This is a genomic window from Streptomyces sp. NPDC050534 (assembly GCF_044457745.1).
GTDB lineage: Bacteria > Actinomycetota > Actinomycetes > Streptomycetales > Streptomycetaceae > Streptomyces.
In genome coordinates this window covers 660,743-676,575 of the sequence record NZ_JBITHF010000001.1, presented here as the reverse complement: position 1 = coordinate 676,575, position 15,833 = coordinate 660,743, and the positions used below count along the sequence as shown (strand labels likewise).

The following is a 15,833-nucleotide window of genomic DNA, read 5'->3' as shown; positions in this document are numbered from 1 at the left end:
CGCGTGATCCGACGTCTCCTGCCCTCCGCCTACCGGCCCGTCCTCGCCAACCGGGTGTTCCGGCGGCTCATCGTGGGCTTCGGGGTCTCCGGCCTCGGGGACGGCATGAGCTTCGTCGCGGTGGCGTGGCTCGCCATCGAGCTCGCACCGCAGACGACGCAGGGGCTGTGGGTCGGCGGCGCGGTCGCCGCGTACACCTTGCCGGGTGTGGTCGGCGCTCTCGCGTTCGGGCGCCGGCTGCGCCGGGTGCCGGCCAGGCGGCTGCTGATGGCGGACAGCGTGGTGCGCGGCGTGTTCATCGGCGCCGTGCCGCTGGCGTGGCTCGCCGGGCTGCTGACGCCGCCGTTGTACGTCGTGCTGCTCGCCGTCTCCTCGCTGCTGCACGCGTGGGGCAGTGCGGGCAAGTACACCCTGCTCGCCGAACTGCTGTCCGAGGAGCAGCGGCTGGCCGCGAACACCTTCGTCAGCTCACTCAACTTCGCCGCCACGATCGCCGGACCCGCCGTCGCCGGAGTGCTGGTGACGTACGCGAGCTCCGCTCTGGTCCTCGCCCTGGACGCCCTCACCTTCGTGTTCCTCGCCGTGCTCGTCGCACGCACCCGCCTGCCGGAGCCGGGGGACCTCTCCCCCGCCGACCCCGTGGACCCGGTCGACCAGGCGGCCGCCCGCGGCGGGCTCGCCCTGCTGCGGTCCCGCCCCGAGCTCCTCGGCCTGCTCACGCTCACCTGGTTCTTCAACTTCCTCTACGGCCCCGTCGAGGTCGCCCTGCCGCTGCACGTGACCGACGACCTGCGCGCACCGGGCACCCTGCTGGGCCTGTACTGGATGCTGTTCGGCGTCGGCGCGGTCGTCGGCTCGCTGGCGATCGGAGCCCTGCGCCGGCTCCCGCTGTGGCCCGTGACGGTCACCATCGTGATCGCCTGGGGGCTCTCGCTGCTGCCGTTCGGACTCGGTGCGCCGACGGCCGCCACCGTCGTGTGCTTCACGCTCGGCGGCGTGATCTACGGCCCGTTCGTCGCGCTCTCGGTGACGCTGATCCAGGCGAAGTCGCCACCCCGGCACCTGTCCGCGATGCTCGCCGCCAACAACGCGGTGCTGCTCACGGCGTCACCGCTCGGCACGGCACTCGGCGGCCCGCTCACCGCGACGCTGGGCCCCCGGGTGACGATCGGCGGCTCGGGACTGGCCACCGTGGTGCTCGGCACCCTCGCCTGCGTGCTGCTGGCGGCCCGGCGCGGCGACCGGCGCCGTAACCCGTCAGGAATCGAGAAGCGCCGGTCCGCGAGCCACGGTTAACGTGACCGCAGCACCACCCGCCGACCACAGACGCCACGCGCCCGCCCCGGCCCGACAGATGGAGAGACGATGACCACGGCCAAGAGGACGGACTCGCCGTCGCCCGCACTGCACGCCGCCGACAGCCACGACCTGATCCGCGTGCACGGCGCGCGCGAGAACAACCTCAAGGACGTCAGCATCGAGATCCCGAAGCGCCGGCTGACGGTGTTCACCGGCGTCTCCGGCTCGGGCAAGAGCTCCCTGGTGTTCGACACGATCGCCGCGGAGTCGCAGCGCCTGATCAACGAGACCTACAGCTCCTTCGTGCAGGGCTTCATGCCCAACCTGTCGCGGCCCGAGGTCGACGTCCTCGACGGCCTGACCACCGCGATCAGCGTCGACCAGCAGCGGATGGGCGCCGACCCGCGCTCCACGGTCGGCACGGCCACCGACGCCAACGCGATGCTGCGCATCCTGTTCAGCCGCCTCGGCAAGCCCTACGTCGGCCCGCCCGGGGCCTTCGCCTTCAACGTGCCCTCGGTCTCGGCGGCCGGTGCGATCTCGGTGGGCGGAGGCGCCAAGCAGAAGGTCACCTTCAACAAGGTGGGCGGCATGTGCCCGCGCTGCGAGGGCCGCGGCGCGATCTCCGACCTCGACCTGGCCCAGCTCTACGACGACAGCAAGTCGATCAACGACGGCGCCTTCACCATCCCCGGCTACACCGGCGGCGGCTGGAACTCCCGGCTGTACGCGGAGTCCGGCTTCTTCGACCCGGACAAGCCGATCAGCAAGTTCACCAAGAAGGAACTGGACGACCTCCTGCACCGTGAGCCGACCCGGATGAAGATCGCGGGCATCAACATGACCTACGAGGGTCTGATCCCGCGCATCCAGAAGTCGATGCTGTCCAAGGACAAGGAGGCGATGCAGCCGCACGTGCGGGCGTTCGTGGAACGTGCGGTCACCTTCGCCACCTGTCCCGACTGCGACGGCACCCGGCTCGCCGAGCACGCCCGCACCTCGAAGATCAAGAAGATCTCCATCGCGGACGCCTGCCGGATGGAGATCCGGGACCTGGCCGACTGGGTGCGGGCACTGGCGGAACCGTCGGTGGCGCCGCTGCTCGGCGCGCTGCAGCAGACCCTCGACTCCTTCGTGGAGATCGGCCTCGGCTATCTCTCCCTCGACCGGCCCGCGGGCACGCTCTCCGGCGGGGAGGCGCAGCGCGTCAAGATGATCCGCCACCTCGGCTCCTCGCTCACCGACGTCACGTACGTCTTCGACGAGCCGACCGCCGGCCTGCACCCGCACGACATCCAGCGCATGAACGACCTGCTTCTGCGGCTGCGGGACAAGGGCAACACGGTGCTCGTCGTGGAGCACAAGCCGGAGGTCATCGAGATCGCCGACCACGTCGTCGACCTCGGACCCGGCGCCGGTACGGCGGGCGGCACCGTCTGCTTCGAGGGCACCGTCGGCAAGCTGCGCGGCAGCGACACCGTGACGGGGCGCCACCTCGACGACCGCGCCTCGCTCAAGGACGAGGTGCGCCCGTTCAGCGAGGTACTGGAGATCCGCGGCGCCTCGGAGAACAACCTGCGGGACGTCGACGTGGACGTACCGCTCGGCGTGCTCACGGTGATCACCGGCGTCGCGGGTTCCGGCAAGAGCTCGCTGGTGCACGGGTCGATCCCGGATGACCTCGGGGTCGTCTCGGTCGACCAGAGCCCGATCCGGGGTTCGCGGCGCAGCAACCCGGCGACGTACACCGGTCTTCTCGAGCCCATCCGGAAGGCCTTCGCCAAGGCCAACGGCGTCAAGCCGGCGCTCTTCAGCGCCAATTCCGAGGGCGCCTGCCCCACCTGCAACGGCGCCGGCGTCATCTACACCGACCTGGCGATGATGGCCGGGGTGGCCAGCACCTGCGAGGACTGCGAGGGCAAGCGGTTCGACGCCGCGGTGCTGGAGTACCGGCTCGGCGGCCGGGACATCTCCGAGGTGCTGGCGATGCCGGTCTCGGAGGCCCTGGAGTTCTTCGCCGAGGGCGAGGCCCGCACGCCGGCCGCGCACAAGGTCCTCGAACGCCTCGCGGACGTCGGCCTCGGCTACCTCACCCTCGGCCAGCCGCTGACCACCCTCTCCGGCGGTGAGCGCCAGCGCCTGAAGCTGGCCACGCACATGGCGGAGAAGGGCGGCGTCTACGTCCTCGACGAGCCGACCACCGGCCTCCACCTCGCCGACGTGCAGCAACTCCTCGGCCTGCTCGACCGGTTGGTCGACTCCGGCAAGTCCGTGATCGTCATCGAGCACCACCAGGCCGTCATGGCGCACGCCGACTGGATCATCGACCTCGGCCCCGGCGCCGGCCACGACGGCGGCCGCGTCGTCTTCGAGGGCAGCCCGGCCGACCTCGTCGCCGCCCGCACCACGCTCACGGCCCGGCACCTGTCGGAGTACATCGGCGCCTGACCGGGGCGGCACGGGGCTGGTGCCGTGGTGCCGTCCGGCCTGTGCGCGGGACAATGACCGTATGGCAGGCGACATCGTGGACGAGGCGGTGCGGGTGGCGCCCGCGCCGCCTCTGCGCGGACTGGTCGGCTGGTACTCCGGCTATCGCCAGCGCGGCGTGCCACCCGCCCGGCACCGGGGGCTGCCGTCCCCCTGGCTGACGCTGATCATCACCCTCGACGAGCCGCTGAGCATCGCCGCCCATCCCGATCCGGGCGCGGACCCCGGCGACTACCCGACCCTCCTCGGCGGCCTGCACCTCACGCCCGCGCTGATCGAGATCCCCGGGCGGCAGTCCGGCATCCAGGTCGCGATCAGCCCGCTCGGCGCGCGCGTGCTGCTGGGACTGCCCGCGGGCGAGCTGGCGGGGACGGACGTCCACGCGGACGACGTACTGGGCGCGGACGTGCACGAGGTCCACGACCGGGTGCGCGAGGCGTCCGGCTGGGCCGCCCGGTTCGCCGCCGTCGACGACTGGCTGCTGCGCCGTACGACGCGCCACGACGGCGTACGGGCGGCCTCCGCCGCGCCGGTGGCCGGTGCTTGGCAGCGGCTGCTGTCGGCCGGCGGGCGCCTGCGCGTCGACCGGCTCGCCGCCGAGACCGCCCTCAGCGAACGGCACCTGCGCAACCGCTTCCGGGCGGAGATCGGCCTCACCCCCAAGGCCGCCGCCCGGGTCATCCGCTTCGACCTGGCACGGCGCCGCCTGGCGGGCCGCCCCGGCGCCTTCGACCTCGCGAGCCTGGCCGCCGACTGCGGCTACGCGGACCAGTCCCACCTGGACCGCGAGTTCGGCGCGCTGGCCGCCTGCACGCCCAGCGACTGGCTGGCGCAGGAGTTCCGAAACATCCAATCCGGGCACCATCCGCCCGCCTGAAGCTGGTCAGGTCAACCGGCCGAGCCGGGCCCAAGCCCGCGACACGGAGGCTCACCACCATGACCACCACGCCCGACCCCGCCAAGCAGCCGCCCGCCCCGCAGGTCTGGCCCACCCTGCGCGCCCACGACGCCCGGGCCCTGATCCGCTTCCTCGTCGAAGCTCTCGGCTTCGAGGAGACCGTGGTCCACGGCGACGGCGACCGGGTCGATCACGCCCAGCTCAGCTGGCCCGAGGGCGGCGGCGTCATGCTGGGCTCCGTACGCGAGGAAGCGGACCCCCTCACCGGACCGACACCGCCCGGTGCCTTCAGCGCCTACGTCGTCACCGCCGACCCGGACGCCGTCCACGCCCGCGCCAAAGCGGCGGGCGCCGACATCACCACGGACCTCCACGTCACCGACTACGGCTCCCGGGACTTCGCGGCCCGGGACCCGGAGGGCAACCGGTGGTACTTCGGCACGTATGCGGGAGAGCCGCGCTGAGCTCCGCCGGGAGAGGCGTGCGGCACGGGCTGCCACCGCGCGACGGTCCGCCACCGGCCCGGCCGGCCGCACCCGTACGCCCGCCCGAACGCCCTGCGTCACCGCCCGCCCCGCCCGGCCTCACCCGCCAGACAGTCCGGCCTCCCGCCCAGAGCCGCTCGCCGGGCGTACATCGACCGCCGTGAGCGCCAGCGCCAGGGGACCCGGTGCCAGGAACGCGAGCGGCACCAGCATCCAGGCGCACACGGCGGAGGTCGCGACCGCGAGGAGGACCAGGGCACTTCCGCCGACGTCCTGTACGGCGTCCTGGGCGGCCTCGCGCACGGCTGCGGGCCAGTCCGTGAGGGACTCGGGACGCGCGCACGCGCGGAGGCCGAGCACCGTGGCGCAGGCGCCGATCGCGGCGGCCGTCGCGGCGAAGAGGGGAGCTCCGGGCAGTCCCGCCCGCGCCAGGGCCAGGTCAGCGGCGAGCAGCAGCGCGCCCGCCAGGGCCACGGCGCCCGCCAGCAGGTCGCCCGGCCGCAGGCGCCGCCGCAGCAGGGCGAAGTAGCGCCCGGCGGTGGCCGGTTGGGCCTCCCGGGCGCCCCGCAGGACCGCGCAGGCCGTCGAGAGGGCGGCCGGCGCGGTCAGGAGGGGCAGACAGGCCGCCGCCGTGGCGAGGCCGACGCTCAGCATGTCGGCGAACAGGGTCATGCGGGGGCCGAAGACCTCGCCCGGCTCCCGGGTCCGTGTCGTCCGCGTCGTCCGAGGTGTGCTCATCGGGCTCACCCCTTCAGCCCGGAGCTGGCCATGCCCTCCACCAGGAACCGCTGGAAGGCGAGGAAGAACAGCACGATCGGCAGCAGCGCGATGACCGACATCGCGAACATCGGCCCGAACGCCGACTGGCTGGAGGCGTCCACGAACGACCGCAGGGCCAGCGTGAGCGTGAACTTGTCCGGGTCGAAGAGGTAGATCAGCTGCGTGAAGAAGTCGTTCCAGGTCCAGATGAACGTGAAGATCGCCGTGGTGATCAGCGCGGGCCGCGTGAGCGGCAGGATCACCTGGAAGAAGCTCCGGAACGGCCCGCAGCCGTCGATCCGCGCCGCCTCCTCCAGCTCCCGCGGCAGCCCGCGCATGAACTGGACGATCAGGAACACGAAGAACGCCTCCGTGGCGAGGAACTTGGGCAGGATCAGCGGCCAGTACGTGTTCACCAGGCCGAGCTTGTTGAAGATGATGTACTGCGGGATCAGCACCGCGTGGTGCGGCAGCATGATCGTCGCGATCATGAACGCGAACATCGGCCCGCGGAACCGGAACCGCAGCCGCGCGAAGGCATACGCGGCGAGCGAACAGCTGACGACGTTGCCGACCACCGCCCCGCCCGCGATCAGCAGCGAGTTGCCGAGCAGCCGCCAGACGGACACGTCGTTCACGCCGTCCAGGGCCGTCCTGTAGTTGGACCACTCCAGGTGGCTGGGCAGCAGGTCCAGGCTCGCGATGACCTCGTCGGCCGGCTTGAGCGAGGTGGCGAGGAGCCAGGCCAGCGGATACAGCATCACCAGCAGTGCGGCCAGGCAGCCGATGTGCACGGCGATCCGGCTTCGGCGAACGGGCTTGCGCGGCAAGCTGGTTGGGGCGGTGGCTGTCATCGGTCCCCCTCGGAGGCGTAGAAGACCCAGGAGCGCGATGTGCGGAAGAGCACCGCGGTGACGGCGCCGATGACGAGCAGCAGCACCCAGGCCATGGCGGAGGCGTAGCCCATGTGGGAGGCGACGAAGCCGCGGTCGTAGAGGTAGAGGGTGTAGACGAGTGTCGAGTCGGCGGGTCCGCCCTTGCCGCCGCTGACCGCGAAGGCGGGTGTGAACACCTGGAACGCCTGGATGGTCTGCAGGACGAGGTTGAAGAACAGCACCGGCGACAGCATCGGCACGGTGATGGACACGAACTGCCGCCATTTCCCTGCCCCGTCGACGGCCGCGGCCTCGTAGAGCTCCATGGGGATCTGCTGCAGACCGGCGAGGAAGATGACCATCGGCGCGCCGAACTGCCAGACCGTCAGGAGTGCTACGGCCAGCAGCGACCAGCCGGGCTTGTTGATCCAGCCGCCGGTGCCGAAGAGGTTGTCGACCGTGCCGCCGTCGTTGAAGACCGCGCGCCAGACCAGGGCGACGGACATGGAGGCGCCGAGCAGCGAGGGCGCGTAGAAGGCGGAGCGGTAGAAGCCCTTTCCGCGCTTCATGGTCTTCAGGGCGAGCGCGACGCCGAGGGCCAGGGCGAGTTGGAGGGGCACGGCGACGACGACGTAGGTCAGGGTCGTCTCGACCGAGCGCCAGTACCTCGGGTCCTCGGTGAACATCTGCGTGTAGTTGCGCAGGCCCACCCAGTGCGGGGCGTTGAACAGGTCGTAGTCGGTGAACGACAGGTACAGCGAGACGGCCATCGGCAGCAGGGTCAGCACGATCGCGCCGAGCACCCAGGGCGAGAGGAACACCCAGGCGGCGCCCTCGCGTTCGCGCCTGGGGCGCCGTCCGGGGGCGGCGGCGGAGCGGGGTGGGCGGGCGGTGGACGCGGGGATGTCGGTGGTGGTCATGACCTCAGCTCCGCCTTCGCCTCGGTGACGTAGTTCTCGGCCGCCTCGCGCGGCGACATGCGCCCGTACGACACCTGGTCGTAGTCGCGCGCGAAGGTGGTCTGCAGGGCGTTGTCGCCGGAGGGCGGGGCCTGCGGCGGGTCCTTGAGGGTGCCTTCGAGCGAGTCCTGGTAGTCGGCGACCGTCCTGTCGAAGTCCTTCAGCTGCGAGGCCGTCTGCTTGCGGATGGTCTCGTTGACGGGGATGCCCCGTGTCGCACCGAGGATCTTCGCCGCCTGCCGGTCGTTGAGCAGGAAGTCGATCAGTTGCGCCGCCTGCTTCGGGTGGGAGGTGTGGGCCCCCGCGCCGAGGAACATCGACGGCTTGAAGTACTGGCCGGGTGTGCCGTTCCCGCCCGACGGCATCGGCCCGAGCGCCACCCCGCCCTTGACAATGGCGAGGTAACCGCTGGACGGGGCGTCCCAGTTGAAGTCGCTGAGCGCCTTGCCGCGGCCGAGCGGGGTGTTCTCCACGGTGCCGTCGAGCTGGGTGGTCTGCTCGGCCGGGGAGACGGCGCCCTCCTTGCGGAGCCGGTCGGCGAAGGTCCACCAGCGGGCCAGGTCCGCTACGGTGAAGCCGAGTCGGCCGTCCTTGGTGTAGAGCGCCTTGCCCTGGCCGCGCAGCCACACCTCGAAGGCGTCCTCGCTCTGGCCCGGGTCGGTGGCGCCTGGCTTACCGGTCCTCTTCGCGAGGGCACGCATGGCGTCCGCCCAGCCGCTCCAGGTCCAGCCCTGTTTCGGCAGGGGCACCCCGGACGCCTTCCAGGTCGCGACGTCGTAGACGGCGGTCTCGGTGCCCCGGCCCTGCGGGACGGCGTAGAGCGTGCCGCGCACCCGGCCGGTGGCCAGCAGCCCCGCGTCGATCTCATCCGTGTGCAGGGCGTCCTTGACCTTGCCGAGGTCGAGCAGCACGTGCCCGGAGGCGTACTGGTCGATCTGGCGGTAGTCGAGCTGCATCACATCGGGCGCGTCGCCGCCGGTGGCCTGGATGGCGAGCTTCTGCTTGTAGGCGTCGTAGCCGGAGAACGACGTCTGTACCCGCACGCCGGGGTGCAGTTTCTCGAACAGGGCGACGGCCTGCTCGGTGCGTGCCGCGCGGTCGGGGTTGCCCCACCACGTGTAGCGCAGCACCACCTTGCCGCCGCCGGCGCTCTCCCCGGATCCCCCGCAGCCGGCCAGCACCGCGCACAGCGCGAGTGCGGCGGCCGACGCGCAGAACCCCTTTGTCCTGTGTCCGGGCATGCCGAGGTCACCTCTTTCTCTCCTCGGTCTTCGGTCTTCGGTGGAAAACCCCCCGGACGCCTCCCCTGACGCCCTATCAACTACCGTGCTTTTTGCGCTACTTACCCTCGTACGGCAGCGTCGTGCCCGGCAGCGCGTACTCGTCGCGGCGGCCGCACATGCCGAAGCCGCCCAGCCGCGTGGGTTCGGTCCGGTGCGCGGTCGCGTCGGCGAGGTAGTCCTCGTCGCCCGCCGCGAGCGCGTCGAGCTGGGCGCCGGTGCGTTCGGCGGCGGCGAGCGCACCGGCCCGCCACAACTCCCGCCAGTGCGGCACCTTTTCGCGAACCAGCCGGGCGGCTGCCCGCTGGAACTCCAGATACGGTCCCTCGTCCCCCGCGACCAGTGCCTCACGCAGGGCGAGGTAGCCCTCGACGGCGAGGTCCCTGCGGCGGCGCGCCGCCTTCTCCGTCCCGACTCCCTTGCCCGGCGGCAGCGTTGCCGCGGCGGCGTACTTCCCGGGGTCGGCGAGCACCTCGGGCGGGAAGGTGAAGACGGCGTCCCCGGCCTCGGGAAGACCACTGTTCTGCATCAGCACGGTGATGCGCAGATCGCCGCCCTGCACCATGCGGTGCACGGTGCCCGGCGTGAACCAGGCGACCGATCCCGGCTCCAGCGGGATGTCCCGGTAGCCGTCGGGGCTCAGTGTCTGCACCGCCCCGCGGCCGCCGGTGACGATGTACGCCTCCGTGCACACCAGATGCAGATGGGGGCTCCCGCCGCACACGCCGTCGGCGGCCTCCCAGTCGTAGGCGCTGAGGTGGGACAGGCCGACCGCGCCGGGCAGCGGGTGCGGAAGGACCGGCCTCGGGTCGCTCACCACGGCAGGCCCGCCAGGTGGGCGCCGACGCGGTCGCGGTCCCAGGCGCCGTCGGCGACGACGACCCGGTAGCGGTAGCTGAAGGACGCGCCGGGCGGCAGCTCGAACTCCTCGAAGAACGCCCAGGAGAAGGCGACCGTCGGGATCGGCTCGGAGCGCACGAACCAGTGCGACGCGTGGATCGCGGCGGACTCGTCGAGGTTCTCGGGCGCGTGCGCGAAGACGAGCGTGGAGTGCGCGTCGACGTCGTCGTGCTCGGTGGTGAAGGCCAGCCAGGGGCCCTGGGTGCCCATCAGCTTGCCCGCGTCCGCGCCCGCTCCCCCGTCGACGTCGGGGCCGAAGGCGGTGCCGCCGGTGAAGTCGCGGGGGCCGCGCCACTGCAGTCCGGTGTAGCCGGCCAGCTCGCGCCCGTGCGTGGTGGGCGAGCCGAAGGCCAGCGGCAGGTCACGGAGGTTGGTGAGCTCGATCGTCCAGTCCAGGGCCCAGGAGCCGGCCTCCTCGTCGACGGAGTGGACGGTGATCCCGCGTACCTCGCGGGCCCATTCCGCGCCGCCGTTCTCCACCCAGGTCAGCGCCTCGGTGAAGGCGAGCCGGTCGTCCTCGACCGTGAACGCGGGGAAGCCGTCGTGCCGCATCGAGCCGACGCGCTCGGGCAGCCGCAGATAACCCTCGCCGTGGACATAGCAGTTGCCGCCCCAGAAGTTCTGCCCGGACAGGTGGCTCGCCGTCATCTGCAGGCCCTTGTGCCAGCGGTGGTCGTTCGGGCGGTACCCGGTCACGGTGCGCCCGCCGAGGGTGCGCACGGGGTGGGCGTAGGGCTTGCGCGACTCGAAGGCGTCGGGGTCGGGACGGTAGACGTAGCGGAGGATCTCGGTGCCGTCCGGCGCCGCCACCGCGATGTGGTCGCCGTACGCGTGAGTGACGCGGATGCTCATGCGCGCTCCTTGGGGGCCCAGTCGGGGTGGTCGCCGTGCATGGCCGGGTAGAACGGGTCCCCCGGGCCGATCTCGCCCGCGAGCACGGGCCGTCCGGTGAACGCGGACTTGTAGAGGGCGGCCGCGAACTCCAGCGTGGCGCGCGCGTCCGGGCCGCTGCCCGGCGGCCGTACGCCGCTGTCGTACGCGTCGAGCAGGGCGCCGAGCTGGGCGGCGTGCGAGCTGGGGACGTCCGCGGCGGGCGTGCGCCAGGCCGTGGCACGCTCGGCGGCGACGTGCGGCGCGGGGGTGTAGACCCAGTCGTCGTTGCGGTGGCCGTACAGGTGGGTGAGCTCGATCGTCGCGTCGGCGCAGTCGATGCGGATCCGGCTCACCTCGTCCGGCGAGAGCACGCTGTTGACGACGGTCGCGAGGGCGCCGCTCTCGAACCGCACCAGGGCCGTCGAGACGTCCTCGCTCTCGGTGTCGTGAACCAGCCGCGCCGCCATGGCCCGCACCTCGGCCCACGGGCCGAGCAGGTGCAGCAGCAGGTCGTACTGGTGGATGCCGTGGCCCATGGTCGGTCCGCCGCCCTCGGTGGCCCAGCGCCCGCGCCACGGTACGGCGTAGTAGGCGGCGTCGCGGTGCCAGGTGGTCTGGCAGTGCGCGACCAGCGGGGCGCCCACCCGGCCGCCGGCGATCAACTCGCGCGCGTGCACGGCGCCGGAGCCGTACCGGTGCTGGAAGACCACCGAGGCGTAGGCCCCCGACGACTCCTCGGCCGCCGCGATCTCGTCGTACTCGGCGAGAGACAGACACAGCGGCTTCTCGCACAGCACCCAGGCACCCGACCTGAGCGCGGCGGTCGTCTGCTCCCGGTGCAGGGAGGGCGGCGTGCCGATGAGGACCAGGTCAGGCCGTACGGCGTCCAGCATCGCGTCCATCGAGGTGTACCCGGCGACCTCGCCGCCCGCCAGCTCCCGGAAGGCCGCCAGCCGGCCCTCGTCCACATCGACGGCGGCGACCAGTTCCACCCGGTCCGCGTGGGCTCTCAGCGCGGGCAGATGACTGTCACTGACGATGGCGCCGGTGCCGACGACGGCGACTGAGCGACGGTGGGGGCGTGGGGGCATACGGCGCTCCTCGGACGTACGGCGGAACAAGACAAGCAGAAAGCGCTTGCACTCGGAGCGACCCTAGGTGCGGAGGCATGTCTGGACAACCCCCCTGCGGGAAGTTCCCGCACCTGGAGGGGCAGGTCGCGGGCGTGAACAGGCCACCCTAGGGGGCGCTGTCCGACGACTCCGGGGGCGCAGACCGGCGACTCCCGGGGGCGCGACCGGCGGCTCCCGGGGACGCAGACCGGTGACTCCGAGCCCGAAGAATCCCGAGTGGCCGCCCATGGCATTGGCATGGACCTGCCCATGATCCCCCGCTATGCTCGGCCACGCACGCCTGAGAGCGCTCTCACCGTTCTGCTGTTCCACCCCCACGTCTGCTGGAACAACGAAGGGGCCACTGCCTTGAGACGCACAACAGCGATGCGCACAGCCCTGCCCGCACTTCTCCTGCTGGGCACCTGGGCGACCGCGAACACCCAGCCGGCCTCCGCCGCCGGCTCCCCCGCACCCTCCGCCGAAGCACCCGCCTCCGCCTCGCTCCTGTCCGCGATGCAGCACGACTTCGGCCTGACCAAGAGCCAGGCCGAGGCGCGTCTGGCCGCGGAGAAGACGGCGACGGCCGTCGAACGGAAGGCGAAGCACGCCGCCGGGTCCTCCTACGGCGGCTCCTGGTTCGACGCCGCGAGCGGCAGGCTGACCGTGGCCGTCACTCGCGGCGCGGACACCGACGCCGTGCGCGCGACCGGCGCGTCCGTACGCCTCGTCCAGCACAGCGCACGGCAGCTCGACGCGGCGAAGGCCCGTATCGACGCCCTGCCCGCGCCCGCCGGCGTCAGCAACTGGTACGTCGACACCAAGGCGAACAAGGTCGTCGTGGACGTCGTCACCGCACACCGCGATGACAACGATGTCCGTGCGTTCCTGACGCGGGCGCGCAAGGCCGGCCCGGTCACCGTGCAGCACACGGACAAGGCGCCGCGGACCCTCTCGGCCGGCACCGTCGGCGGCGACCCGTACTACACCGGCAACGTCCGCTGCTCCATCGGCTTCTCGGTGTACGGCGGCTTCGTCTCCGCCGGGCACTGCGACCAGCACACCGGCGCGGTGTACGGCTGGGACCACTCGTACATCGGCAACTTCCAGGGCTCGTCGTTCCCGGACAACGACTACTCCTGGGTGAACGTGGGCAGCGGCTGGTGGACCGTACCGGTCGTGCTCGGCTGGGGCACGGTCTCCGACCAGCTCGTCCGCGGCTCCGCCGAAGCCCCCGTCGGTGCGTCGATCTGCCGCTCCGGCTCCACCTCGCACTGGCACTGCGGCACCGTCCTGGCCAAGAACGAGACGGTCAACTACAGCCAGGGCGCCGTCCATGAGATGACGAAGACCAACGTCTGCGCCGAGCCCGGCGACTCCGGCGGCTCCTTCATCAGCGGCGACCAGGCCCAGGGCGTCACCTCCGGCGGCTGGGGCGACTGCAGCTCCGGCGGCGAGACCTGGTACCAGCCCATCAACGAGATCCTCAACCGCTACGGGCTGACGCTGCACACCGCGTGATCCCGCACCGCTGCGGCTGAACGGGCTTCGCCGGGCAAGGGCCGGCGAAGCCCGTCCTGCACGGGGGCGCCGCTGCCTCGTCTACCGGAAGGCGGCGACGTGGTCGTGCGCCCAGTCGGCGAACGTGCGCGGCCTGCGGCCGAGGAGCTGTTCGACGTCGGGGCTGACCCGCTGCTCGGCGGGGGTCGGTGCGCCGAGGATGTCGAGCGTGGTGTCGACCACGGGCCCGGGCATGAACTGCAGCATCCCGGCGCGCGCTTCGGCGCGGGTCAGCTCGTCGAAGCGGACCGGTTCACCGAGGGCGGCGCCGAGGGCCCGGGCCGCTTGGCGGGGCGTGACGAGGGCGGGACCGGTGAGTTCGTAGGTCCGTCCGGCGTGACCGTCCTCGCACAGCGTCGCCGCGCCGATCTCGGCGATGTCGGACGGGTCGATCAAGGGCAGCCCGATGTCGGCGAAGGGTGCGGCCACGACGCGTCGGGTGCGGACGGACTCGGCCCAGGCATGGGCGTTGGAGTCGAATCCGCCCGGGCGCAGGATCGTCCAGTCCAGCGCCGACCGCGTCACGGCGTCCTCGATGGCGCGGGCCGTGCCCCCGTGGGAGGCGGACTCGGGCCGGGTGGCGGCTCCTTGGGAGGACAGCAGCACGACACGTGTGATGCCGGCGGCCTTGGCGACGCCGAGGATGGCGTGCGGGTCGAGCAGGTGGGCGCTGGGGCCGCCGTTCTGCAGGAACAGCGCGTCGGCTCCCTCGAAGGCGGGCCGGAGGGTCTCCGGGTCGGTGAGGTCCGCCGGGTGGTGACGCACTCCTTGCGGTACGTCGGCGGCCGCGATGCTGCGGGATGTGGCGGATACCTGCCGGCCGGCTGCCGCCAGACTCCGCACGAGCGATCGGCCCACGTTGCCAGTCGCCCCCGTCACTACGATCATGACCAACTCCTTTGTCTTGACGCGTGGTTGCTGAAGCCCGAGCGGGCGTCGGCGCCGCGTGGACCTGTCGTCCGGGCGCCTTGGGGACGCTAACACCGCCGGTATAGTAGGTACCTACAGGAAAGTGGCTACCCCGAAGGGATGCGCATGGCCGACAAGGGGATACGGACGGCAACCGCCGCGGCCGATCCGGAGGTTGCCTGCCCGATCAGCCCGGTCGTCGACATCGTGTTCAGCCGCTGGACCACACCGATCCTGTGGAGCCTGCACACCTACGGCCGGCAGCGCTTCGTCGAGCTGGAACGGCGCATCACGAAGATCACGCCCAAGGTACTCACGCAGCGGCTGCGGCAGTTGGAGCGTGACGGCCTCGTCGTGCGCACGTATCACCCGGAGGTGCCTCCGCGCGTCGAGTACGAGATCAGCGAACTCGGCCGCAGCCTCGCCCCGTTGTTCGCGCATCTCTCCGAATGGGCCGCCGACCATCTCGGCAGTGTCGAACAGGCCCGGCAGACCTACGACGACGGCTCGGCGTGATTCCGTGTCCGCGTCCGTGTCCGCATCTGTGTCCGCGTCCGCGTCCGGGAACGACGCGATCGAGTGGGCCGACCGCCGTGGCCTGGAGGCCGGTTGTGTGGAGCGCACGTTTCGCCTGCGCCTGAACTCGGAAGCCCGGACCGTTCCGGGCGCGGTGTGGCTGCCTCCCCCGGCCGACTCGCCGCCGCCTCCCCTGGTCCTGCTGGGGCACGGTGGCAGCGGCCACAAGCGAAGTGAGCGGAACATCGGTCTGGGCCGGTGGTTCGCGTCTCGGGCCGGTTGTGCCGTGCTCGCGATCGACGGGCCCTATCACGGCGATCGCGTCCCAAGTCCGTTGCCCGCGGCGGAATACCAGGCCCGGATCGCCGACGAGGGGATCGAGGTCGTCCTCGATCGGATGGTGGACGACTGGCGGGAATCCGTGAACGCTCTTGATGCCGCGGGGCTCGCGGACGGTGATCGCCTCGCGTATCTCGGGATGTCGATGGGAGCGCGGTTCGGTGTTCCTCTCGCGGCAGCCCTGGGCCGTCGGCTGCGTTGCGTCGTCCTCGGAAAGTTCGGGCTGCGGCAGACACCGCGCATGCACCGGGGGTTGGACGCCTCGAGGCGCATGGCGGCGGACGCCGCGGCGATCACCGCCCCGGCCCTGTTTCACGTCCAGTGGCACGACGAAGTCTTCCCCAGGGACGGCCAACTCGCCCTCTTCGACGCACTGGGATCGCCGGACAAGGAACTGATCGGCTACAGCGGCCCACACGCCGAGACCAAGGCCGGCGCCGTAACCCTCTGGCGGGACTTTGTCTGCCGCCATCTCGTCAACACCCCTGCAGACAAGGGCAATTCGGTGGAGCCGGCTCACGGGGACCGTTAGCCGCCGGGCACGCGCTCGCGCGCACGGGGACCGTCCGAGGCAGCGGCGAA

At 71.8% G+C, this 15,833-nt stretch carries 15 protein-coding genes; 7 read left to right on the top strand and 8 right to left on the bottom strand.

The annotated features are described in order from the left end of the window. The first annotated feature begins 3 nt into the window (after positions 1–3). From ACIBN2_RS03015 to ACIBN2_RS03000, 4 genes are all read left to right on the top strand, one after another. On the top strand, positions 4–1,296 hold the full coding sequence (locus ACIBN2_RS03015; RefSeq protein WP_399132338.1) for an MFS transporter: 1,293 nt from the start codon (positions 4–6) through the stop codon (positions 1,294–1,296). 69 nt (positions 1,297–1,365) lie between these two features. Further along, a complete protein-coding gene (locus tag ACIBN2_RS03010) occupies positions 1,366–3,747 on the top strand; it encodes an ATP-binding cassette domain-containing protein (protein WP_399132337.1) in 2,382 nt (793 codons plus the stop codon). Positions 3,748–3,808: 61 nt separating this feature from the next. Continuing rightward, positions 3,809–4,663, top strand: a complete 855-nt coding sequence (locus ACIBN2_RS03005; protein WP_399132336.1) for a helix-turn-helix domain-containing protein — start codon at positions 3,809–3,811, stop codon at positions 4,661–4,663. A gap of 59 nt (positions 4,664–4,722) precedes the next feature. Beyond that, a complete protein-coding gene (locus tag ACIBN2_RS03000; protein WP_399132335.1) occupies positions 4,723–5,148 on the top strand; it encodes a VOC family protein in 426 nt (141 codons plus the stop codon). 120 nt (positions 5,149–5,268) lie between these two features. On the opposite strand, the gene ACIBN2_RS02995 is transcribed toward ACIBN2_RS03000, so the two are convergent. The 7 genes from ACIBN2_RS02995 to ACIBN2_RS02965 all read right to left on the bottom strand — a co-directional run bounded on the left by ACIBN2_RS02995 (position 5,269) and on the right by ACIBN2_RS02965 (position 11,906). Further along, positions 5,269–5,907: a hypothetical protein gene (locus tag ACIBN2_RS02995; RefSeq protein WP_399132334.1), complete on the bottom strand. Its 639-nt coding sequence runs from the start codon at positions 5,905–5,907 to the stop codon at positions 5,269–5,271. A 5-nt stretch (positions 5,908–5,912) separates the two neighbouring features. Further along, complete coding sequence (locus tag ACIBN2_RS02990) at positions 5,913–6,782, bottom strand: carbohydrate ABC transporter permease (protein WP_399132333.1); 870 nt, start codon at positions 6,780–6,782, stop codon at positions 5,913–5,915. Next, positions 6,779–7,723 (bottom strand): carbohydrate ABC transporter permease, encoded by a 945-nt coding sequence (locus ACIBN2_RS02985; protein WP_399132332.1) that lies wholly within the window; start codon positions 7,721–7,723, stop codon positions 6,779–6,781. Before ACIBN2_RS02985 ends, ACIBN2_RS02990 begins: the two co-directional genes overlap by 4 nt. Then, entirely contained in the window at positions 7,720–9,003 is a 1,284-nt protein-coding gene (locus tag ACIBN2_RS02980; RefSeq protein ID WP_399132331.1) for an ABC transporter substrate-binding protein, read from the bottom strand. Before ACIBN2_RS02980 ends, ACIBN2_RS02985 begins: the two co-directional genes overlap by 4 nt. Positions 9,004–9,100: 97 nt before the next feature. Continuing rightward, entirely contained in the window at positions 9,101–9,862 is a 762-nt protein-coding gene (locus tag ACIBN2_RS02975; protein ID WP_399132330.1) for a cupin, read from the bottom strand. Continuing rightward, entirely contained in the window at positions 9,856–10,794 is a 939-nt protein-coding gene (locus tag ACIBN2_RS02970; protein WP_399132329.1) for a PmoA family protein, read from the bottom strand. The genes ACIBN2_RS02975 and ACIBN2_RS02970 overlap by 7 nt, the downstream gene beginning before the upstream one ends. Next, the gene (locus tag ACIBN2_RS02965; protein ID WP_399132328.1) at positions 10,791–11,906 is read right to left on the bottom strand and encodes a Gfo/Idh/MocA family protein; all 1,116 of its coding nucleotides are present in this window, start codon (positions 11,904–11,906) and stop codon (positions 10,791–10,793) included. The genes ACIBN2_RS02970 and ACIBN2_RS02965 overlap by 4 nt, the downstream gene beginning before the upstream one ends. A 408-nt stretch (positions 11,907–12,314) precedes the next feature. Between ACIBN2_RS02965 and ACIBN2_RS02960 the strand changes: the two genes are divergently transcribed. Next, positions 12,315–13,448: a S1 family peptidase gene (locus tag ACIBN2_RS02960; protein ID WP_399132872.1), complete on the top strand. Its 1,134-nt coding sequence runs from the start codon at positions 12,315–12,317 to the stop codon at positions 13,446–13,448. 81 nt (positions 13,449–13,529) lie between these two features. Here ACIBN2_RS02960 and ACIBN2_RS02955 read toward each other — a convergent pair whose 3' ends face one another. Further along, positions 13,530–14,375 (bottom strand): SDR family oxidoreductase, encoded by an 846-nt coding sequence (locus ACIBN2_RS02955; RefSeq protein WP_399132327.1) that lies wholly within the window; start codon positions 14,373–14,375, stop codon positions 13,530–13,532. Between the two features lie 141 nt (positions 14,376–14,516). On the opposite strand from ACIBN2_RS02955, the gene ACIBN2_RS02950 reads away from it, so the two are divergent. Next, positions 14,517–14,912, top strand: coding sequence for a winged helix-turn-helix transcriptional regulator (locus ACIBN2_RS02950; protein WP_399132326.1), 396 nt, complete (start codon positions 14,517–14,519; stop codon positions 14,910–14,912). A gap of 97 nt (positions 14,913–15,009) precedes the next feature. Then, the gene (locus tag ACIBN2_RS02945; protein ID WP_399132325.1) at positions 15,010–15,783 is read left to right on the top strand and encodes a dienelactone hydrolase family protein; all 774 of its coding nucleotides are present in this window, start codon (positions 15,010–15,012) and stop codon (positions 15,781–15,783) included. The last annotated feature ends 50 nt before the right edge of the window (positions 15,784–15,833 follow it).